The sequence below is a fragment of the Devosia sp. 919 genome, from assembly GCF_013185965.1.
GTDB lineage: Bacteria > Pseudomonadota > Alphaproteobacteria > Rhizobiales > Devosiaceae > Devosia.
Window position 1 is genome coordinate 750,401 of record NZ_JABAOL010000001.1, and the last position, 18,683, is coordinate 769,083.

An 18,683-nucleotide genomic window follows, 5' to 3' on the forward strand; every position below is an offset into this window, starting at 1 on the left:
CCTTCCTGTATCTTGGGCCGCGATCCAACGCGGGCATTGGCCGGCGCGCGGGGCGGGGGTAGGCGTGCGGCCGAGACGGTCCGCATTCAAACCGGCTCCCCGCACCCAAAGGGATTGCGGTGGAACCTGGTTGCCAATGCGCCCAAGCGCGCGCGGGAAGGTTACGCGCCCGAGTTTCGCTGGCTGTGCCAGCGCTCGCGGACATCCGCAAGGTAATCGAGCTTGCCGATCTTTAGCCCGTTGTGACGCAAGATCGCGTAGGCGGTTGTGACGTGGAAAAAGAAGTTTGGCAGCGCGAATTCCAGCAGGTAGTCCCGGCCATCAAACGTGACCCAACGGCGGCGCATGTTGATCTTGATCGAGCGGGCATGGCTGTCAGCGAAATCGCCCGGGGACAGGGAAAGCAGCAGCGCCCGCGTTTTTCCCACGCGATCCTGAAGGTCCTGCAACGTCGTCTCATCGTCCGGGATGCTCGGCACGTCCCGGCCGGCAAGCCGCATGGCGCATCCCTTGGCGGTGTCGCTCGCGCGTTGGATTTGGCTACGCAACGGGTCCATGTCCGGCGCAAGCCGCGATTCGATGAGATCGTGCTCTGCAATGCGGCCGGACGCGACGTACTCGTTGGCCTTCGTGAGCAGGCCGGAAAGGGTTCGGAAGCCGCCAAGGAACAGCGGAACGGAGGCCTCATACATGCCGAGCGGGCTATCGCTCATGGTTTCCTCATCCTTGCGCTAGTGCCTTCTGCGGTTGGCCTCGCATCAAGGTGCTAGCCAATTTCAATACCAAGAAGTACAATAACGGTCGGTATAGTATGTGGGCAGCGGTCGTCAACTGCAGATGATGGCCGTAGCTGAGCAAGAAGGGGACGGACCATGGGCCGGCACAAGCAGTACGACGTAAACGACGCGCTCGAAGCCGCGTTGGGTGTTTTCTGGCAAAAGGGCTACGAAGGCACCTCTTTTGAAGACCTGACTGCCGCAACCGGGGTGGCCCGCCCCGGTCTCTACGCGGCATTCGGAAACAAGCAAGCACTGTTCCTTCAGGCGCTCGACCGCTACGAAGCTGAATATCTGTCTTTCATCACCGAGGCGCTGTCAGAGCCGAGTTCCTTTAAGGTGGTGGAACGCATTCTGCGTGGTTCAGCCGAGCAGCAGACCCGGTATGAAGTGCATCCAGGCTGCCTCGGGGTTAACGGCGCTCTTGCCTGCTCGGACCAGAACGAACCCGTACGGCAAGAACTGATCCGCCGGCGCTCGGCCAACGAGGCAGCTCTGTGTAAGCGACTCGGGCGAGCAAGTGCGGAAGGCGACTTGCCGGCATCGGCTGACTGTGCCGCGCTGGCACGCTTCGTGATGATCGTCACCCAAGGCATGGCCGTGCAGGCGAAGGCTGGGGTTGAAAGAAGTGCTCTCGATCTGGTTATCGACCACGTGTTGACAACTTGGCCGACCAAAGCCTGAGCAAGCCTGCCAATTTGAAGCTCTGGAGCCGGGATTTTCAGCGAGTCACTTCGAGCACGCTCCGGAACGATGCAGCTCTGGAGGCCGTGGGTGGCGGGTGAAAGCCGATCCAGCCCCTCGTCCATTCTTTGCCTGCGGACGTAGGGGATTGGACTTCTGCTCCTGAAGATGCCTTGGCAACCGACCAAGAAGCGGACCACCGGCGAGAGAGATTCGCTCGACGGGCAAAGCATCTAACCGTCCGGGCAGTCGAGATGGTTTCTCATAAGAGGGAGCCTTCGATCAGCAATGTGGCGGAGACTGGCGTGGAACGGCCTTCATGCCTCGCAAGACCGCCTCATGCACCGCATCGATGTTGTTGAACTGGGGGGCATATCGACCGGACACCGGACCGTCGCGATGGTCAACGATCGGCCAGACGAAGCAGCTGTGCTGCATCGGACCAGAATGCGGTCACGCCAGCCGTGACAAGGGGCCAGAGGTTTATCGGCTGTCGTACGCAAAACTGAAAGCTTTGCTTCGGGGCTGCCGCGAGAAGAGGGCGGACGAGCGGCATTGACACCTAAATGCAATTTCAGTACTGATCGATACCCTACCGAACGGTATTCTTCTGGTGGGTCGAAGTAGCCGCAGCTAACTCGCAAAAACATGGGAACCACAATGAACCAGCCTGATGCACTGACCGCCCAACGCATCGAAATAACAACTGAGTACTTCCGGAGGGTGGACGCCGGCGATCCCGCAGTTCTCGACCTGATGAGCGACGACGTTCAGCTCTATTTTCCCAAGTTTGGCGTGGGCTACGGCAAGGCTGCTGTCGCGGAAAGTGCCGCGGGTCTCATGACCGAGATTGCGACTATCAAACATGACTTCGATCGCCTGAACTTCATCACCAGTGGCGATTACGTCGTCGTGGAAGGTTACGAGGGAGGCACAACGAAGGATGGGAAGGTTTGGCCGAATCCGGAGCGCTCAGAAGGCCGCTTCTGCAACGTGTTCGTGTTCGATGACCTGCTTATCAAGCGCGTCCATGTCTATGTAGACCCGGACTTCACCAGCAGTGACCGGGCGAGGTTCCATTGGGGCGACACCGTCCGCAGAACGAAAGAACCCGCCGCTCCCGCCAACAATTGACCCCGGCATTGCCGGCGCCCTTACAGGCAGATGCTGGACCTTCCGGCGGCACTCGGCGTCTATCCTAGAGAAATGTACCGGCCGCTCAGGCTCTGGGGGGCAATCGTACCTATTCCAGGCTGATCTACTGGAACGAAGCCGTCGAGGCAGGCACTTCGCGGCGCCCGACCAACCCCCACCTTTGTTACCGAGCAGCTTCTTACTGGCATTCCATCATTGCGCTGAGGCATATCATGCAAAGCATCATCTACTACCGCTATGGCGAACCGGCCGACGTGCTGCAACTAACGGACAGGCCAGAATTACCTGAGCCAGGAAACGGAGAAGTCCTGGTTCGAGCTACGCATCGTCCCGTTCGTCCGGGAGATCTAATCGGCGTTCGGGGGCTTTACCGGTCACGCGGCAACATAACGCCGGTTGGACCGGCCGGCGCGCAGATTGGCTTTGAGGGGACCGGAACCATCGAGGCGATTGGTCAGGAGGTGAGCCCGTCCAGCGGCCTTGTGCCAGGTGCGCGAGTCGCCTTTTTCCCGGCGCGCGGCGCCTGGAGCGAGAAGGTCTTGGTTCCCGCCCGCTTTGTTACGCTGGTCCCAGACGACATCGCTGCGGAGACGGCCGCCCAACTGCATGTTAATCCGCTGACTGCAGCCATGATCGTGCGCGCTGCCGAGGAAACTGGCCTTAAGCAAGGCGACGCAGTTGTTCTGACAGCCGCCAGATCTCAAGTCGCAAAGCTTACCGCCTCTCTTTTGCTGAACAAGGGCTACTTTCCTGTCGGGTTGGTCCGCTCCCACATCAGCATGGCAGCGGTCGAAGGCGATTTCGCCGGTATGCCAATGGCGAGCACCGAAAATCCAGAATGGCAGGAAGAGTTGCGCACAATCGCTGATCGCCGGCCCATCCGCATGGTACTTGATCCTGTCGGCGGAGACGTTTTGAGTACAGTCATTTCGGGCATGGATGGCGGCACGGTCATTTCCTATGGCGACCTTTCCGGGGAGCCGATCCGTGTGCCTGCGCTTGCCTTCTCCGCAGGGGGCATAACGATCACTGGCGTATCCGTTGGACGATGGAGCAATTTGCCCGACGAAGTGCGCGCTTCCGACCTGGCCCTCGCGATGGGCTTGGCGCGGAACGCCCCTAGCTTGTTCAGAGTCGCAGCTGAGTATGATCTCGCCCAGGTGGGCTTAGCTGTCAGCGAAGCTGAACGCTCGGGCAAGCTCGGCACGGTCCTGCTGACTTCCAAGCATAACGCTGGTCGGGGGCATTGATCCGATGACAAGCTCGAGCACAATCGGGGATCGCCCATCAATTCGCCCTTGGCTTGCTGTTGCCTCCATCGCCATCGGCGCATTTGCTATGGTAACGACGGAGTTCCTGCCTATTGGCCTGTTGAGCGCCATAGCGTCGGACATGGGGGTTTCCGAGGGATCTGCCGGTTTGATGGTGACCGTTCCCGGCATCGCGGCGGCAATTGCCGCCCCCGTGTTAACAGTTGCCGCAGGATCAATCGATCGCCGGATCTTTGTTGTGGTGCTGACCGCGCTGATTGTTCTGAGCAACGTGGTGGCAGTCTTAGCGCCGTCTTTCGCTGTCATGCTGCTGGGCCGCGTGTTGTTGGGGCTATGTATTGGAGGGTTTTGGACCTTTTCAGCGGCGATCGGGAGGCGGCTTGTCACGGAGTCCGCCGGCGGACGTGCGACGGCAATTATCATTGCCTCCATCTCGGTCGCGACAGTGGCCGGTGTTCCCGCCGGCGCGCTGATTGGTGAATGGGCGGGGTGGCGCTCGGCGTTCCTGGCGACGGCGGTATTATCGGTTGCCGCCCTGATCGGCCAGGCCTTGCTCCTGCCCAAGCTTCCAGCAACCCGGGTGGTGAGGGTGGGTGACATCTTCGCCCTGTTTGCGGTGCGCCAGGCGCGGATCGGGTTGCTGGCGACGGCCTTGATCGTTACCGGACATTTTGCAGCCTACACCTACCTTGAGCCGTTCTTGAAGCAGGTTGTAGCCCTGAGCCCGTCAATGCTCAGCGGCGTCCTTGCGGCATATGGTGTGGCCGGACTGCTGGGCACTTTCGCAGCTGAAAAGGCGCTGGATCAGAGTTTGCGCGTGGGGTTTGCGGGCGTCATGCTGTTGCTGTCTGTCGCCCTGTTCCTGGCTATGCTTTTTGGCGGGCACAGTTTGGCCGCCATCGCATGTGTAACGCTGTGGGGTCTCGCATTTGGCGGTGTACCATTAGGCGTGCAACTTTGGCTCTATGCGGCCGCGCCAGAGCGTTTCGAGATTGGCTCGGCGATGATGGTTACTGTGTTCCAAGTTGCTCTGGCGCTAGGCGCATTCACTGGCGGCGTTCTTGTAGATGGCAACGGTATTAACAGCGCCTTTACTGCGGGGAGTTTGCTCGCGCTCGCGGCCGCCCTGACTTTCCTTGCCGGCTCGCGCGGCGACAAGACCTCTGACCCCGCGGATGGCCGGTAATTGGAGGGTATCAACGGGCTGACTAGAGGATTTGATGGCGATCCAACGACTTCCTAACCGATTAGGCTCTGCAATTGTTTGGCATCTTGCACGGGTGAGGCACCGAACAAGCGTTTGTATTCTCGGCTGAACTGGGAGGCGCTTTCATAGCCAATGGAAAAGGCCACACCGGCTGCGTCCACCGGTGCCTGCGACAGTTGCCGGCGCGCCTCGTGCAGTCGGATCTGCTTTTGGTACTGGATGGGGGACAGCGCCGTCACATCCTTAAAGTGCTTGTGGAACACGGATGGGCTCATCCCGGCAATACCGGCAAGTTGCTCGACCCTGACCGGCTCAGCGTAGTGTTGGCGTAGCCAGGCCATTGCCTTGCGGATGCTGGATAGCCGGTTGTCGCTCCCAGCAATCTGGCGCAGCAGAACGCCACTCGGGCCCTGCAGCAGCCGGAACAGGATTTCCCGCTCGATCATGGGGGCCAGCACTGCGGCCTCGTCGGGTCGCTCGAGCACACTCACCAGCCGCAGCCAGGCATCGAGCAGCTTGCTGTCTGCCGTGCTGGTGTAGAACCCGGACGAAACCGGGGGCTCGATCCCTCTCGGCAAGTCCAGCAGCACGCCGGCGATCACCTGCGGCTCGAGCAGCAGGGTGAGAGCCAGATAAGGCTCATCCGGCGTCGCTGCCGAAATCCGGCCAAGCGCTGCTACCTCGGCTGCGGCGATGAAGTAATCGCCTTCGCCATAAGCCAAGACCTTTTCGCCGATTACGGCCCGTTTTGCACCCTGCAGCACGAGACAAACAGCAGGCTCGTAAATCACCGGCTGCAAATCCGTGGGATGGTCCAGCCGCATGATTTCCAGCCGGGCGATCGACGTCGCCGTCTTGGGTTGCAGGGCGTATGGCCGGATCAGGCGCTTCAAGTCTGTGGTGGTGCTCATCTCGCGATACTAGTCCCGGCAAGCGGCCTACCGCAACGCATCAGGAGGAATAGGCAAGCATTCAGGAGTTTTCGGCACGCAGTGGTGAGGCCAAGGCCGTAGCTATGAGGCCTGCAAGATGGAAGAATTGTCATGGAAAAGCGTAAACTCGGTTTGAATGGTCCGGAAGTTTCGGCAATCGGCTATGGCGCCATGGGCGTCTCCATTGCCTATGGGGACAGCGATGAAGCCCAGGGCATCGAGACAATCCGCTATGCTTTTGACCGGGGCGTCACCTTTTTCGATACGGCCGCCGTGTACGGTTGGGGCGAGAATGAAAAGATTGTCGGCCGCGCCGTCAAAGGATTTCGCGACGAGATCGTGATTGCCTCCAAGTTCGGCTTCACCGAGGATTGGGGGATCGACAGCCGTCCCGACTTCATCCGCGAGCTTACCGACAGGAGCCTGCGCAATCTGGGTGTGGACCACATCGACATAATGTACCAGCACCGGGTCGATCCCAATGTGCCGATCGAGGACGTGGCCGGCGTGGTCAAAGACCTGATCATTGCCGGCAAGGTGAAGTATTTCGGCCTGAGCGAAGCGGGGCCCGAAACCATCCGTCGCGCCCATGCCGTGCAGCCGGTGGCCGTGCTGCAGACCGAATATTCGGTGTTCGAACGGGAGGTTGAGGCGTTGTTCCCCACCTTGCGCGAACTGGGCATCGGCTTTGTGCCCTATTCTCCCCTTGGTCGCGGTTTCCTCACGGGCGAGGTCAAGCCGGCTGCAGATTATGCCGAGAACGACCTGCGACGCAGCGATCCGCGTTGGCAGCCTGGCAATTTCGAGAAGAACAAGGCTGCGGTCGAGCAGCTCACGGCGCTGGCCACGTCAAAGGGCGTTACCGTGTCGCAACTGGCTCTCGCCTGGCTGCTGGCGCAAGGGCACGACATCGTTCCCATCCCGGGCACGCGCCGCAAGGAACGCCTAGCGGAGAACATCGGCTCGGCTGCGGTCCAGCTGACGGCAGAAGATCTGGCCCGGATCACGGCAATCCTGCCCGAGGGCGCTGCTGGCGCCCGCTACGCCATGCCGAGCATGATCCCTGAGTGGAAATGATGCGTCGTCCCTTTGGTGGCTTGATCACCAAAGGGATGCCAATCGATCCCGCCGAGCAATCCGCGTCGGCTTGGCCACTTGTTTCCGAATGCTTACAAGCGAGACACGCGGCTGCCGCCTCGGGGCGCCTGCTCGTTGCAGCGGCTCAGGGTTGGGTGCTCAGTGCCTGCGGCTTTGAACAACGGCTTTCTTGGTCGCTGTTTCGCCACACCGCAGCAGTGTCCAGCCACCACGATCGATCGGCGAGATCAAGAGGAATAGGCAGGCATCCGAGAGTTTTCGGCACGCAACGGCGACACCAACGTCCTAGCTATAATGCCTTCAAGATAGAAGGAATTGTCATGCCAAAACTTAGACTTAGTTCGAATGATCCAGAGATTTCGCAAATCGGGTGCATCGCCTCAAGCGCTTCCGAGGCCTATGCGCAATCGAGCGGGCGGACGGCCGAGACGGTCAAGAACGGGAGCATAGTCATGGTGACGACAGCTCTCCTCGCAGCTGCAGTGACCCTGCTCCCCGTAAGTGCCTTGGCCGGGCAGTCGTTGACGGAAGAGGAGCAGGAAGTCCATGGGCGTTCTGCGTCCAGCGTTATCACGAGCCTGGCTCACCGGGGCATTGATGCTGACGCGGTGGAGCAATGGGGCGAAGCCATTCGGGTTGACGTGCGCGGCGCCGATGGACACGGCTCTTTCCTCCTCCTCGACAAGGACACACTTCAGCCTCTCAGCTCTGGGGCGGTAATGGAGACCCGGAACAGTGCTCCGGCGAGTATCTCCCATTAGTTCCGGCTATGTCAGCATGCAGGGGACATCACTCCTGCATGCTGCCTCGGTGAAATGCAGGGTGTGCTGATGCAAATGTGCGACATGTCGCCCGGCCGTCTTGAGATTGTGCTATGGGCGGGGCCTGCCCCCTGAGGACGAGCCATGGATGGCTGGGGATCATCTGGCTCACGGCACCCAGCTTGTGGCCGCACGCTAGGCGACAAGCTGCCACATCGCTGAGGAGCGCACCTTTGTAGAGCCTCTGGGACGTACCGCTCCGCTTACCTGCTCATCAACTCAACTTGGTCGTAAGACGGCCCTTGGGGACAGGGTCGTGACTAAGAGCTGCGCAAATGCTGGACCACGCCTTCTCGTCGCCGAGCAATTGCTGGCGTAGATAGGCCAAGGTGACCTTCTGGATGAGCGCCACACGTTCGGGGCATTCATCAGTAGTTTCTGTAACTGCGTAGCCGGAAATGCCGCCCAGCATGTGCTCGCCGCCGAAAACGTTGAGAAGCGTCTTACTCCCAGGGGCAAGCTGATAAGGTTCGTAGAACCAATCGGGCCCCCGGGTTGTCAATGCGGAATGATCCGCATCACCTGCGACGACGAGCGCAGGCGTGATCATGTGGTCAAAGCTGGTGTGGAGGTAAGGCGTGATGGCTCGTCCAATCTCGCTTAGATCATCTCCGCCCCTACCCGCTGATGCCAACAGGACGCCCGCCTTGATCCGCGGATCAAACATGTCCTCGTCGAGACCGCCCGCCAACATGCGGGCGCCAAGCAGCATGCTCGTTGTCTGGCCGCCAAAAGAATGGCCTGCAGCCGCAACATTGGTGCGGTCGACCCTTCCGGCAAGGCCGGGCAACCCTCGCTCGATCTGGTCGAGATGGTCGAGGATGCGCTTCGCGTCATGCACACGGATGCGCCAGATCGAGTGCCGCGATTCATCTTCAAGTGCCAGTCCGAGCCGTCGTGAATCGAGGTAGGTCGGCTGAATTACGACAAAGCCATGTGCCGCCCAATAGTCCGCCAGAGGCCCATAGGCGTCCATGGACGACCCAAAGCCATGTGAAAACAGGATCACAGGCAAGTCACTACCGACAACCGGTGCAGACACACGCAACTGCAGGTCCTCACCTCGGCCGGGAGACTGCAACCGCAGTGCCCGGACCGACGCTACAGGCATTGGCGCATCCATGTTGGCTTCACGGGGGGTCGAAATGCCAATCATGCAAACTTCCTTTTACCTCGACCCGCAATCCGTGAGCGTCAGGTCTAATTTATAGACTTGCTAAGGATATGTGACTTCTTATGCTGCTCCAAGAACGCATTTTCTTGTGACCAGGTCCTACAGTTATGACTGATGTGCTCGACGAACTTCCGAACTGCGCCGGCGTGGGGGACGTGCTCGCACGGATTGGTGACAAGTGGACAGTTCAGATTGTGGTGCTGCTAAGCCGCGGCCCGGAACGCTTCAACAGCATCAAGCGGCAGGTGCCGGGAATTTCGCAGCAGATGCTAACCCGGACGCTAAAGGCCTTGGAACGTGACGGACTGGTTCATCGGGCAGTGCGCAACACCACGCCGCCACAGGTGCAATATTCGCTAAGCGCCGCGGGAATGTCCCTGGCTCAAACCGCACGGCATCTTGCTGTTTGGGCCATTGAACATCGGGAATTCATTCGCGACAGCCGGGCCAGCTACGACAACGCCCGATGACGCGGTATTCCCCTCGGCGGCAATGCGTCCTTACATGCCGGGCACTTGGGACCGCGCCCCTCTTGCGATCGGGACGCGCTGTTGCAGCCGATATCATCTAAGAGGGCCTTCTTCTTCCCGTTGAAACCAAGAATGAGGAGCATAATCGAGCGGCAGCTTGTCAGGCCTTCTGGCCGAAAAGCTGCCCGTCGGCTTACCACCCCGACGGAGCCGTTCTGAGGCACAGAGCTGGAACGGCAGCTATCGGGAACTCGCGTGAGCCGGTTGAACGACCGAGATGGGGCGCCTCGCCGACGGTGCAGAAACGGCTGCCGGCGAAGTCGCTTGCTCAGATCTCGGTAGCCTCTGACAGCGAGAGAGCGTCGTCGACGTCCACGCCAAGGTACCGCACTGTGTTCTCGATTTTGCTATGACCGAGGAGTATCTGGATGGCTCGCAGGTTTCCTGTGGCCTTGTAGATGAGCGACGCCTTGGTGCGGCGCAGAGAATGGGTGCCATACTCCTCAGGCGTTAGTCCGATGGCCGTGACCCACTCGTCTACCAGCCTGGCGTACTGGCGGGTGCTCAAGTGGCCATTGGCCACAACTCGGCTCGGGAACGCGAAGTCATCAATCGTGCCCCCGCGTCGCTCGAGCCAGGCAAGTAGGCTGGCTCGTGTGTCAGCAGTGATCTCGAACTGGACGGGCCTCCCCGTCTTCTGCTGGATCACCATTGACCGTGACCGGATGGCCGGTCCTGCCACGAGTGTGCCGATCTTGATCTTCACGAGATCGCAGCCTCGGAGCTTGCTGTCTATCGCCAGGTCAAAGAGTGCTCGGTCTCTCATCCTTCCTTCTCGGTCAAGGAAGAAGCGGATTGACCAGATTTGTCTGATCTTTAATGCGCGCTTGGCGCCAACCTGCCGGCCGGCATTCCAGGCAGGTCTCCCTGCAGCAGCAGGGTCGTACTGAGAGATACCCATCACATTTCTCCTTCGGCCAAAGCGGCCGTGGAGAGAACGACTATGGCAACGTGACCGGCGTCGGATCTGGGACCCCATTCCAGCCGATAAATGGACTTATGCAAATTCCGAAAAGCAGACATGTCTGACAACAGATGTAGCTACGCGGTCGGTCGACGGTGGAAGTTAGTTCACTATCGAATCCAGATTTGAGGTGGCCTGGGGTCCGGCCACGGCGCGGAGCCCAAACTGGGCCGCCGCCTTCCTTGATGTGTCGTGTTTTTTGGTTATATTGAATACACGCCAAGCATGAGGAGCCTTCCATGTCCCGCACTACGACCACGACGACCATGACCGTACGTCTGAGCGGTGCGCTCAGCGATTTCGTCGCGGCCAATGTCGGCGAGAACGGCTCCTACGAGAACATCAGCGAATATGTCCGTGACCTGATCCGGCGAGACAAGGAGCGGGCCGAGCAGGAGGCTTTCGACCGGCTGAAGGCCGAGCTGACCCGCGCATTCGCCGCGCCCGAGACCAGCTACGGGCAGCTGACAGCGGCCGAAGTCATCGCTCGCAACCGGCCCTGACCGGATGGCGATCCGGGTTCAGGAGGCGGCATCACTCCGCCTCGATGACATCTACCGCTATACGCGCGACCGATGGGGCGAGGTTCAGGCCGATCGCTACATTACCGGCATGTTCCAAGCGTTCAAACGGATCGAGGCGCATGGCGTCGCCTCAAAGCCCATCCCGGCAGAGTTCGGCGTCGAAGGGTTCTTCTTCCGGTACGAGCACCACTTCGTTTATTGGCGCCGACTGTCCGACGGCGATATCGGTATCGTCGCGATTCTGCATGAGCGCATGCACCAGATCGACAGGTTCAAGGAAGATTTTCGCGACTGAGACGGCAGGCGCCCACGCCCACAGTGCTTGCACGGGCCGTCGGCGGCTTCCGCTGGTGGAGAAGGTTCGACGGTAGGCCCATCCCCTCCGCCACTTTTCATAAGTGGTCGTTGAGAGGTCCGCCTGCCGTCCGGGGCCACGTCCCGCGGAGAATGCCACCTGGTTGTAGATCTTAGGGGTGAGCAAGGAAGCGGTCACTCCACACGTAACGATTGACCACGCAGCTCCGAGACCCACCTGTTGCAGCCTCCTTGCAGTGGGAAAGCTCACCGATGCAGAACCAGTGGTCCGACGAACAAGTGCTGTCGCACCTCAGATGGGGAGGCGTTCCTCTTATCGGTGAGGGTAGCGAAGCGCGGGTGTTCGACATCGGCGGTGATCGAGTTCTGAGATTGGTGCGGCCCGGCGGGCAAGCAGGCGCTCAGCGGACGCGTGCAGAACTCTTGCAGAAGATTTCCGCTGCGCACACGGCGGCAGCCTTCAGAACACCCAAAGTGATCGACATCTTCAACCTCGGCGGGCGCGTGGCGGTGATCGAGGAAAGGCTGACCGGCATAACGCTGACCGAGACCTTGAAGACTACTCAAGGTCGATCTCGCGATCGCCTGGTTTGCAGCTATTTGGACGCAGCGGCATCGATAGGCGACATCCAAATCCACATGCCCTTCTGGGGCGATATTTTTGCGCCGCCCGGCATTCGTTCCACCACCTACAGCGAGTACCTCATTGACAAGTTGCGCAGCGTCCAGCTCGTCGGTGGGCCTTTGGCCGAACTTGTCATGGTGGAGCCCGGAGAAATGCCGGACTGCTCGACCCCTTCCTTGGTGCACTTCGATATCTTCCCTGACAACGTGTTGGTGGAAGGGGGCAGTGTCAGCGCCATAATCGACTTCGGCCCCTCATCCAGGATGGCGGACAGGCGTCTCGATGTTTGGTCGGCAGTCGCTTATCTCGACCACGAACTTTCTCCGTTGGCATCCGAAGATGACAGAGGCTTGGCTCTCGAATGGCTTAGGTCCAAGGGCTTGGATAGCGACTATCTGAGTGCCAAGCGATGGATAGCCAGTTGCTGGTGCTTTGCGCACGACGATCCCGCCGTCCGGTCGTGGTGCCGGCGGGTGTTGTCCGCTTAGTCTGAGCATCACCCATTTGCAGACTGGCAGAAAACCACCCCCAATACGAAGTGGGGTAGGGCGCTGCTAACGACCCCATTCAGACCTTCGATATGACATAGCTAAATCCCAAAAACTGCCGCTCGGCAATTTGACCGTCAAGATCGCTGACGGGGGGATAACGTAAGCGATATCTCAGCAGCGGCATGCTATCGATGAAGCGGAAATGCTGTAGGCTGTGAATATCAATGGCCACTGAACAAGGGCGCGGATGACTGAGAGTTACACCATGCTCTTAGCCTCTACGGGAAGAACGATGTCGTCGACAGAATCGAATTTGACGGATGCCGAAGCCGAGGCAGCGCGCTTGGCCGCCGTGAGGCGCTACGACATACTCGACACGCCGCCGGACGGCTCGTTCGACAGGATCACCGCGCTTGCAGCTAGCCTGTTTAACGTGCCGATCTCGATCATCAGCCTAGTCGATACGGATCGGGTCTGGTTCAAGTCCCATCACGGGCTTGATGGTGTCAAGCAGATCGGCAAAGAGCCGGGACTATGCGCATCGGCGATCGTACAGGATCAGGTCTGGGTTCTCGAGAACGCGGCGACAGACGTTCGTTCCCTGGCCAATCCACTGGTCGCCGGAGAGTTCGGTCTGAGGTTCTACGCAGGCGTTCCGCTAACCACGGCAGATGGATTCAAACTTGGCACGCTCTGCGTAATCGATCGCGAGCCACGCCCGGTCACCGAAGAACAGATCAAGCAACTTCGTCATCTTGCTTCGGTTGTCATGGACCAGATGGAACTGCGCCTGGCTGCACGAAAAGCGGTTGCAGAGCTTTCCGACGCACTCGAGACAGCTCGCATGCTCGGGCAGGAAATCGACCATCGCGTGATGAACAGCCTGCAGCTGGTTTCATCCATGCTGCAGCTCCAGGCAAGGCAGGTGGAGGGCTCGCATGCCGCCGAACAGCTTCGTGTGGCGGCTCTGAGAGTTGCGTCGGTGGCCCGGGTACACCAGCATATCTTCAAGAACCAGAGTGCCGGTTCGGTGAATGCGAAGGGTTACATTGAAAATCTCATGGCAGAGCTGCAAGGTACGTTGAACGCGGATGTGCCCATTCTGGTCGATGTACAGCCTGCCTCATTGGCGGCGGACCTGCTCGTACCTCTGGGCCTGGTCCTGAACGAGCTGGTCATCAATGCGATCAAACACGGGGGCGGTCAGATCAAGGTAAGCTTCAAAGAGCCGTCACCCGGAAGGCATAGGCTTTCGGTTGCCAACTCGGGTGACCGCCTGTCCGCGGACTTCAATCCGGCGAATACGAGTGGGCTGGGCATGAAGGTCGTCGTGGCATTGGCCCGTCAACTAGGCGGGACTCTTCAGTTCGGAACTCGGGAAGACGGAGCCGGTGCCAAGTTCTGGATCGACTTTCCAGGGCTGAAAGACACCGTTCACTGACAGGTGGAACGAGATGGCGGAGCGTAGGTAAGCATCGCTTCCTTAATCCATGCATTGTCCCCAAACGCCTTGCTGGAGCACGTTATGTCAGATGACTACACGCCATTTGCCTTGGTTTCGGATGACAACGTGCTCATCCGTATGGATGCGGCGCGAATTCTCGAAGACGCCGGCTTCCGGGTGTACGAGGCGGGGGAAGTTGGGGAGGCCCTGGCGATCCTCGAGGAGTCCCACGCCAGCATCCAGTTGCTGTTCACCGATGTGGAGATGCCGCCGGGTGAACTTAACGGTTTCGACCTCGCCCGCACCTGCGCGAAGAATTGGCCGGATATCGCCATCGTGGTTTCGTCAGGTCATCTAAAACCGCAGCCCGGGGACATGCCGGACGGCGCCGTCTTCATTGGGAAGCCCTTCTCGGCAGATGTCGTCTACGACCATCTCCAGGAGATTATGCCGGACGACATCATGCCGGAGCAGCTCAAGAAGGCCGCGAAGCGCGAAAGCTGAACGGCGAGGGTGAAAGAGAAAGCCGCCCGCGGTGGGGACACACCGCCTGCGGCTTTCTTAAACCGCGCTGGAGGGGTATCGCGCGCCGTTTGGCCTGATAATGAGCGACCCCGAATTCGGTTCCTAGAGCGCGTTCAAAAGAGGCTTCTTGGTATCCGCCCCCTCGTGCCGGCTATTGTTCACCTCGCGGCCGACCCGGAAGAACTCAAGCTGGCTGTCAAGATGGTTGTCGAGCAGGATCGCCTTGGCATCGTCTCCCTTGGCATCGCCCGACAACGAGGCATCGTAGGCGCTCTCCTCGAGGATGACCGGCATGCGGCCATGGATATCGGCGATATGCTCGACCGCCGGCGCCGTGATGATGGTGCAACTGGTGCCATCGGTAGAGAACGGTTTGGCCAACACCGGCGCATTACCGCATTGCGCCAATACGTCGGCAGCCTTGTAGCCCGTGGTGAAAACCACCGGAATCTTTCGTTCTTGGCAGGCGGCCGCGACCTGGAGGCTGGTCGTCAAACCAAGATTGGTATCGAGAAGCGCAAGGTGTGGTCGGTTAGCGTCGAGAAAGGTTAGCGCGTCAGCTTCGGAATAGAGGATCCCGTCCACAACCCAGCCGAGGCCGGCCGCCATTTCCTCGATCATCATTGCAATCAAGGGCTGGTCTTCAACAATCATCAGTCCAGCCGTGGCCGTCATTGGTGATCTCCTCAGTGAACCAGCTTAGTTATCCCCGATAAACCTGCGTCTGGATTTTGGTCTTCAACCGTACGCTTGAACGGCCGTGTGAGCGCGCGCTGTGGCTACTGATATTCCAGCGCGAGGCGGCAACGGGAGCTTTGCCCAGGATGGGAGCACGCTCCTCGACTTCCTGCCTGAACATGGCGCTGCGCCGAGCCAGCCGGGAGCCTTCGTCTTCAAGGGTACCGGTAGTTCAGTGGTGCACCGGAACCTCTCCGGACGTGCTGAGGCTCCGCGGTCTCCAGAAAGCCATCCCTTGTTTTCACGCGACAGTGGGCGGGATCCAAGCGACCCATGTCAATCATGCTAACTTGAGCTGTAGGATATCGAACGTTACCGCTGGAGTGGAACGCGCCTTTGGGTCAGAGGGCCCTTGAGCGCCAGACCAACGGCCTCCAGAGCGATGAACAACTAACTTGTGAGCCGAAAGGGTAACCTCGACTCACACGGTGCATTTGGGTCTTGCACGTGCCGCTACACAATCAACTCTGCTGCCGGTCACTTCCGACTGCGGGGCCAACAGGGAGGGTCAGGTGAAAATCTGTATTATCGGCGGGGGCTTTGGATCCCCAGAGCCTCAAGGATTATCTGGACGTCATTTTGCGCCATGCACCCCATAGCGACGGCTTAGCGCTGCTGCATGCGCATCGGGCGGCGAGTGCAGGCGATTACGAGCACGGTCTTCCCGCCCGTTATCAACATCTGCACCGCAGCGGAACGGACCTGCTGCTCCTAGAAAACTGGCAAAGCCCAGCATCCCTTCCTCAACGCTGCGCCAGGCGGATTGGGGGAGCGGCGATCAGGAGCGGACCACAAACAGCCCCACCAGCACGGCTGCCCAGTGCGTCGCGGCCGCGGCCACGACATGGCCGTGCCAGATGGCTTTGGCGAACTGCAGGCGCTTGTTGGTGTAGAAAAGAACACCAGCTGAATAGAGTAGCCCGCCAAATGCCAGGAGCCACAGCACCACCGCGGAGGTTATCTCGGCAAGGGGGACTGCTGCGATGGCGCCGATCCACGCCAGGCCCAGGTAGATAGGCACCCAGACCCTCTGGCTGATCGGCGGCAGGAAGATCTTGCCGGCAATTCCCAAGCCGGCCAGCACCCACAGGCTGGTCGTCAGCGACCAGGCCCAGGCCCCCGACAGCAGATACGCGGTGAACGGCGTATAAGTGGCTGCGATCATCAGGAAGATGCCGACATGGTCGAGCCGGCGCAGCACGGGCTTCCATTCAGCCGGCGCGAAGTTGTACGCGGTGGAGAACCCGAACATGCATACCGCGCCAAGCGAGTAGATCGCGATGACCGCAAGCCTGCCAGGGGCTGGATCCCGGATGCCCATCCAAAGCAGGATGGCGCCGCCAAGGAGGGTAAGGCTGAGACCCAGCAAATGTACAAACAGATCCGCGGAGCGCGCCTGAACGCTGGGATAATGCGGGCGGGCTTCCACAAGGCCTCGGTTCGGGCTTTCCATTTGCCGTATATAGGAAGCGGGGCACGCGGGTGCTACAGAGTGTGTAGCAAAATGATCGCACTTTTTCATCAACTAACCGACGCGGAAAAACACACGTGCTGGTGCCCGTACCGTCTCTAGCCATGCCGCGCTGATTAAGGGGGATGAACGACAACGGCTACAGGGGCAAACGTCACGTCGTGCGTTTCCCATCGTCACATTGCATGCACTGACGCACCAAATGTCCGCTTGCACTACCTTGAAGCTCAAAAGCTGCCGGTCTGAAAACCACCCCCCCATCGGCCTTTATCGCGCTGCCCCGCGATGAACGTTTCCGGTGCAGGGCGCAAATAGGCCGGGGGTCTTCCTTAGCCCAGCCATCGCTCCAGCGCACCCAACGTCTGCAGCCCATATTCGACTGCACCGAAGGCCACCACCGCCTGCCGCCGCTCGCGACTAGGATGCAGCTGACGCATCGTCAGCACGGTCTTACCGTCGGCCTGCTCGTCGAACGTGACCACCATGTGGAAGCCGTTTGGGTCGCTGTTCTCCGCGCCATAGTCGATGACAATCCGTTCATTAGGGACGATCTGGATGAACCGCATCAGGTTGGGAAAGCGCTGCTGCTTGCCCTCGAATACCCCCACCATGTCGAAGCGCCAGAACCCGCCCTCGCGCATATCGGCCTCATAGCTCTCGATGCTTAGCCCGTCCGGGCCGTACCATTGACTAAGCGCCGTCGGGTCCATCCACGCCGCAAACACCTTGGGGCGCGGGTGCTTCAGCACTTTCACCAAGACGATCTCGCGGTCCATAGACCAGGTATCGAGCACGTTCTCGAACAGCATCGTCATCGGGGTTCCCTTCACGTCCTGTCGAGATAGCGTTCAAGCCGATCTAGCCGCTCGGCCGCACGATGGCGCTCTATTTCCATCCAGTCTGCCGCCTCGTCGAACCGCTCCGGCACAAGCCGGCACCAGCGGCTGCGTCCACGCTTCTCACTGATGATCAGGCCGCACTCTTCCAGCACTTTGAGGTGCTGCGAAAACGAGGGCAACGCCATGTCGAACGGCGCGGCCAGCGCACTGACCGGCATTTCTCCCTCGCGCAATCGCGACACCACAGCGCGCCGTGTTGGGTCGCTCAGAGCATGGAAGGCCAGGTCCAGTGGGGTCGAGTGATAAGGCATGTCCAAGGCCTAGCGTGGACCTTCCATCTGGTCAATCTTAAAGAGGCACTTGCCTTACTGTCAGAGTCTTAATAAGAAGGTACCTGCCTTACTGACATTGCACACCTGGAGTTCGCTATGGCTGTACGCGTCGACTTAATGATTTCGCTCGATGGCTTCGCCACGACTACAGATACTACTCCCGAAAAGCCCTTCGGTGAAGATTGGGGGCGCTTGACCGCTTCCTACGTCGCCACGCGCACCTTCCGTGAGCGTGTCTTTCACGACAACTCAGGTGCCGGCACCACTGGTGTAGATGACGCCTACGCCCGCGCCTATTTTGAGAACACGGGTGCTGAAATCATGGGCGCCGGCAAATTTGGCCTCCATAACTTCCCCGACGATCCGAACTGGAAAGGTTGGTGGGGCGATGAGCCGCCGTTCCACTGCCCTGTCTTCGTCCTCAGTCATACTTCGCGTCCCACGCTCACGGTGTCAGGCACCACCTTCCACTTTATCGACACCAGCATTGAGGACGCACTCGCACGCGCTACCGCCGCTGCCGCCGGCAAGGATGTCCGCATCGGCGGTGGTCCCACCACCGTGCGCGCCTACCTCGAGGCCGATCTGGTCGATTACCTCCATGTCGCTATCGCGCCCATTGTCCTCGGCAGCGGCGTTCGCCTGTGGGACAACCAGCGCGGTCTCGAAGCCCGCCTGCCATCGGTCACATCCGAGACCGCCGAAAGTGGCACCATTCACCTGACCTTCGCCCGTTAAGGTCACGGGCCGGCGAGAGCCTCCACATC

Annotated in this window: 21 protein-coding genes; 13 read left to right on the top strand and 8 right to left on the bottom strand. The window is 59.9% G+C overall.

Annotated elements, in window-relative coordinates:
• Positions 1-161: 161 nt before the first annotated feature.
• Entirely contained in the window at positions 162-713 is a 552-nt protein-coding gene (locus HRQ64_RS03585; RefSeq protein WP_210258497.1) for a DUF1993 domain-containing protein, read from the bottom strand.
• 159 nt (positions 714-872) lie between these two features.
• Here HRQ64_RS03585 and HRQ64_RS03590 point away from each other — a divergent pair, with 159 nt between their 5' ends.
• The 4 genes from HRQ64_RS03590 (at position 873) to HRQ64_RS03605 (ending at position 5,072) form a co-directional block, all read left to right on the top strand.
• Positions 873-1,460: a TetR/AcrR family transcriptional regulator gene (locus HRQ64_RS03590; protein WP_172122117.1), complete on the top strand. Its 588-nt coding sequence runs from the start codon at positions 873-875 to the stop codon at positions 1,458-1,460.
• A 660-nt stretch (positions 1,461-2,120) separates the two neighbouring features.
• Positions 2,121-2,594 (top strand): nuclear transport factor 2 family protein, encoded by a 474-nt coding sequence (locus HRQ64_RS03595; RefSeq protein WP_172122119.1) that lies wholly within the window; start codon positions 2,121-2,123, stop codon positions 2,592-2,594.
• A gap of 233 nt (positions 2,595-2,827) precedes the next feature.
• Complete coding sequence (locus HRQ64_RS03600) at positions 2,828-3,865, top strand: zinc-binding dehydrogenase (RefSeq protein WP_172122121.1); 1,038 nt, start codon at positions 2,828-2,830, stop codon at positions 3,863-3,865.
• Positions 3,866-3,869: 4 nt separating this feature from the next.
• Positions 3,870-5,072, top strand: coding sequence for an MFS transporter (locus tag HRQ64_RS03605; protein ID WP_172122123.1), 1,203 nt, complete (start codon positions 3,870-3,872; stop codon positions 5,070-5,072).
• A gap of 53 nt (positions 5,073-5,125) precedes the next feature.
• Here the strand turns inward: HRQ64_RS03605 and HRQ64_RS03610 are convergent, their stop codons facing one another.
• Positions 5,126-6,004 carry an AraC family transcriptional regulator gene (locus HRQ64_RS03610; RefSeq protein ID WP_172122125.1) on the bottom strand — a complete coding sequence of 293 codons (879 nt, stop codon included), beginning with the start codon at positions 6,002-6,004 and terminating at the stop codon, positions 5,126-5,128.
• 132 nt (positions 6,005-6,136) lie between these two features.
• On the opposite strand from HRQ64_RS03610, the gene HRQ64_RS03615 reads away from it, so the two are divergent.
• Both HRQ64_RS03615 and HRQ64_RS03620 read left to right on the top strand, forming a co-directional pair.
• Positions 6,137-7,102, top strand: coding sequence for an aldo/keto reductase (locus HRQ64_RS03615; protein ID WP_172122127.1), 966 nt, complete (start codon positions 6,137-6,139; stop codon positions 7,100-7,102).
• Positions 7,103-7,575: 473 nt separating this feature from the next.
• Entirely contained in the window at positions 7,576-7,884 is a 309-nt protein-coding gene (locus HRQ64_RS03620) for a hypothetical protein (protein WP_172122129.1), read from the top strand.
• A gap of 274 nt (positions 7,885-8,158) precedes the next feature.
• On the opposite strand, the gene HRQ64_RS03625 is transcribed toward HRQ64_RS03620, so the two are convergent.
• Entirely contained in the window at positions 8,159-9,100 is a 942-nt protein-coding gene (locus tag HRQ64_RS03625) for an alpha/beta fold hydrolase (protein ID WP_210258499.1), read from the bottom strand.
• A gap of 125 nt (positions 9,101-9,225) precedes the next feature.
• Between HRQ64_RS03625 and HRQ64_RS03630 the strand changes: the two genes are divergently transcribed.
• Positions 9,226-9,588, top strand: a complete 363-nt coding sequence (locus HRQ64_RS03630) for a helix-turn-helix domain-containing protein (protein WP_172122131.1) — start codon at positions 9,226-9,228, stop codon at positions 9,586-9,588.
• Positions 9,589-9,916: 328 nt separating this feature from the next.
• Here the strand turns inward: HRQ64_RS03630 and HRQ64_RS03635 are convergent, their stop codons facing one another.
• Positions 9,917-10,549, bottom strand: a complete 633-nt coding sequence (locus HRQ64_RS03635) for a tyrosine-type recombinase/integrase (RefSeq protein ID WP_172122133.1) — start codon at positions 10,547-10,549, stop codon at positions 9,917-9,919.
• A 302-nt stretch (positions 10,550-10,851) separates the two neighbouring features.
• On the opposite strand from HRQ64_RS03635, the gene HRQ64_RS03640 reads away from it, so the two are divergent.
• From HRQ64_RS03640 to HRQ64_RS03660, 5 genes are all read left to right on the top strand, one after another.
• Positions 10,852-11,115, top strand: coding sequence for an addiction module antitoxin (locus tag HRQ64_RS03640; RefSeq protein ID WP_172122135.1), 264 nt, complete (start codon positions 10,852-10,854; stop codon positions 11,113-11,115).
• A gap of 4 nt (positions 11,116-11,119) precedes the next feature.
• On the top strand, positions 11,120-11,431 hold the full coding sequence (locus HRQ64_RS03645) for a type II toxin-antitoxin system RelE/ParE family toxin (protein WP_172122137.1): 312 nt from the start codon (positions 11,120-11,122) through the stop codon (positions 11,429-11,431).
• Between the two features lie 272 nt (positions 11,432-11,703).
• Entirely contained in the window at positions 11,704-12,564 is an 861-nt protein-coding gene (locus tag HRQ64_RS03650; RefSeq protein ID WP_172122139.1) for an aminoglycoside phosphotransferase family protein, read from the top strand.
• 250 nt (positions 12,565-12,814) lie between these two features.
• Complete coding sequence (locus HRQ64_RS03655) at positions 12,815-14,008, top strand: histidine kinase dimerization/phosphoacceptor domain -containing protein (RefSeq protein WP_172122141.1); 1,194 nt, start codon at positions 12,815-12,817, stop codon at positions 14,006-14,008.
• Positions 14,009-14,092: 84 nt separating this feature from the next.
• Positions 14,093-14,515 (top strand): response regulator, encoded by a 423-nt coding sequence (locus tag HRQ64_RS03660; protein WP_127753243.1) that lies wholly within the window; start codon positions 14,093-14,095, stop codon positions 14,513-14,515.
• Positions 14,516-14,638: 123 nt separating this feature from the next.
• On the opposite strand, the gene HRQ64_RS03665 is transcribed toward HRQ64_RS03660, so the two are convergent.
• From HRQ64_RS03665 to HRQ64_RS03680, 4 genes are all read right to left on the bottom strand, one after another.
• Positions 14,639-15,211 carry an SOS response-associated peptidase family protein gene (locus HRQ64_RS03665; protein ID WP_172122143.1) on the bottom strand — a complete coding sequence of 191 codons (573 nt, stop codon included), beginning with the start codon at positions 15,209-15,211 and terminating at the stop codon, positions 14,639-14,641.
• Between the two features lie 841 nt (positions 15,212-16,052).
• Positions 16,053-16,703 carry a hemolysin III family protein gene (locus HRQ64_RS03670; protein WP_210258500.1) on the bottom strand — a complete coding sequence of 217 codons (651 nt, stop codon included), beginning with the start codon at positions 16,701-16,703 and terminating at the stop codon, positions 16,053-16,055.
• A gap of 371 nt (positions 16,704-17,074) precedes the next feature.
• Entirely contained in the window at positions 17,075-17,554 is a 480-nt protein-coding gene (locus HRQ64_RS03675; RefSeq protein ID WP_210258595.1) for an SRPBCC family protein, read from the bottom strand.
• 17 nt (positions 17,555-17,571) lie between these two features.
• Positions 17,572-17,895: a metalloregulator ArsR/SmtB family transcription factor gene (locus tag HRQ64_RS03680; RefSeq protein ID WP_127755372.1), complete on the bottom strand. Its 324-nt coding sequence runs from the start codon at positions 17,893-17,895 to the stop codon at positions 17,572-17,574.
• A gap of 117 nt (positions 17,896-18,012) precedes the next feature.
• On the opposite strand from HRQ64_RS03680, the gene HRQ64_RS03685 reads away from it, so the two are divergent.
• On the top strand, positions 18,013-18,654 hold the full coding sequence (locus HRQ64_RS03685; protein ID WP_172122148.1) for a dihydrofolate reductase family protein: 642 nt from the start codon (positions 18,013-18,015) through the stop codon (positions 18,652-18,654).
• Positions 18,655-18,683 lie beyond the last annotated feature (29 nt).

What these genes read in the sequence shown, in the direction of transcription:
- HRQ64_RS03680 (WP_127755372.1), bottom strand. Translation starts at nt 17,895, where the DNA reads ATGCCTTATCACTCGACCCCACTGGACCTGGCCTTCCATGCTCTGAGC.
- HRQ64_RS03590 (WP_172122117.1), top strand. Translation starts at nt 873, where the DNA reads ATGGGCCGGCACAAGCAGTACGACGTAAACGACGCGCTCGAAGCCGCG.
- HRQ64_RS03600 (WP_172122121.1), top strand. Translation starts at nt 2,828, where the DNA reads ATGCAAAGCATCATCTACTACCGCTATGGCGAACCGGCCGACGTGCTG.
- HRQ64_RS03645 (WP_172122137.1), top strand. Translation starts at nt 11,120, where the DNA reads ATGGCGATCCGGGTTCAGGAGGCGGCATCACTCCGCCTCGATGACATC.
- HRQ64_RS03640 (WP_172122135.1), top strand. Translation starts at nt 10,852, where the DNA reads ATGTCCCGCACTACGACCACGACGACCATGACCGTACGTCTGAGCGGT.
- HRQ64_RS03655 (WP_172122141.1), top strand. Translation starts at nt 12,815, where the DNA reads ATGACTGAGAGTTACACCATGCTCTTAGCCTCTACGGGAAGAACGATG.
- HRQ64_RS03635 (WP_172122133.1), bottom strand. Translation starts at nt 10,549, where the DNA reads ATGGGTATCTCTCAGTACGACCCTGCTGCTGCAGGGAGACCTGCCTGG.
- HRQ64_RS03625 (WP_210258499.1), bottom strand. Translation starts at nt 9,100, where the DNA reads ATGATTGGCATTTCGACCCCCCGTGAAGCCAACATGGATGCGCCAATG.
- HRQ64_RS03675 (WP_210258595.1), bottom strand. Translation starts at nt 17,554, where the DNA reads ATGCTGTTCGAGAACGTGCTCGATACCTGGTCTATGGACCGCGAGATC.
- HRQ64_RS03615 (WP_172122127.1), top strand. Translation starts at nt 6,137, where the DNA reads ATGGAAAAGCGTAAACTCGGTTTGAATGGTCCGGAAGTTTCGGCAATC.
- HRQ64_RS03630 (WP_172122131.1), top strand. Translation starts at nt 9,226, where the DNA reads ATGACTGATGTGCTCGACGAACTTCCGAACTGCGCCGGCGTGGGGGAC.
- HRQ64_RS03650 (WP_172122139.1), top strand. Translation starts at nt 11,704, where the DNA reads ATGCAGAACCAGTGGTCCGACGAACAAGTGCTGTCGCACCTCAGATGG.
- HRQ64_RS03665 (WP_172122143.1), bottom strand. Translation starts at nt 15,211, where the DNA reads ATGACGGCCACGGCTGGACTGATGATTGTTGAAGACCAGCCCTTGATT.
- HRQ64_RS03585 (WP_210258497.1), bottom strand. Translation starts at nt 713, where the DNA reads ATGAGCGATAGCCCGCTCGGCATGTATGAGGCCTCCGTTCCGCTGTTC.
- HRQ64_RS03595 (WP_172122119.1), top strand. Translation starts at nt 2,121, where the DNA reads ATGAACCAGCCTGATGCACTGACCGCCCAACGCATCGAAATAACAACT.
- HRQ64_RS03605 (WP_172122123.1), top strand. Translation starts at nt 3,870, where the DNA reads ATGACAAGCTCGAGCACAATCGGGGATCGCCCATCAATTCGCCCTTGG.
- HRQ64_RS03610 (WP_172122125.1), bottom strand. Translation starts at nt 6,004, where the DNA reads ATGAGCACCACCACAGACTTGAAGCGCCTGATCCGGCCATACGCCCTG.
- HRQ64_RS03620 (WP_172122129.1), top strand. Translation starts at nt 7,576, where the DNA reads ATGGTGACGACAGCTCTCCTCGCAGCTGCAGTGACCCTGCTCCCCGTA.
- HRQ64_RS03685 (WP_172122148.1), top strand. Translation starts at nt 18,013, where the DNA reads ATGGCTGTACGCGTCGACTTAATGATTTCGCTCGATGGCTTCGCCACG.
- HRQ64_RS03660 (WP_127753243.1), top strand. Translation starts at nt 14,093, where the DNA reads ATGTCAGATGACTACACGCCATTTGCCTTGGTTTCGGATGACAACGTG.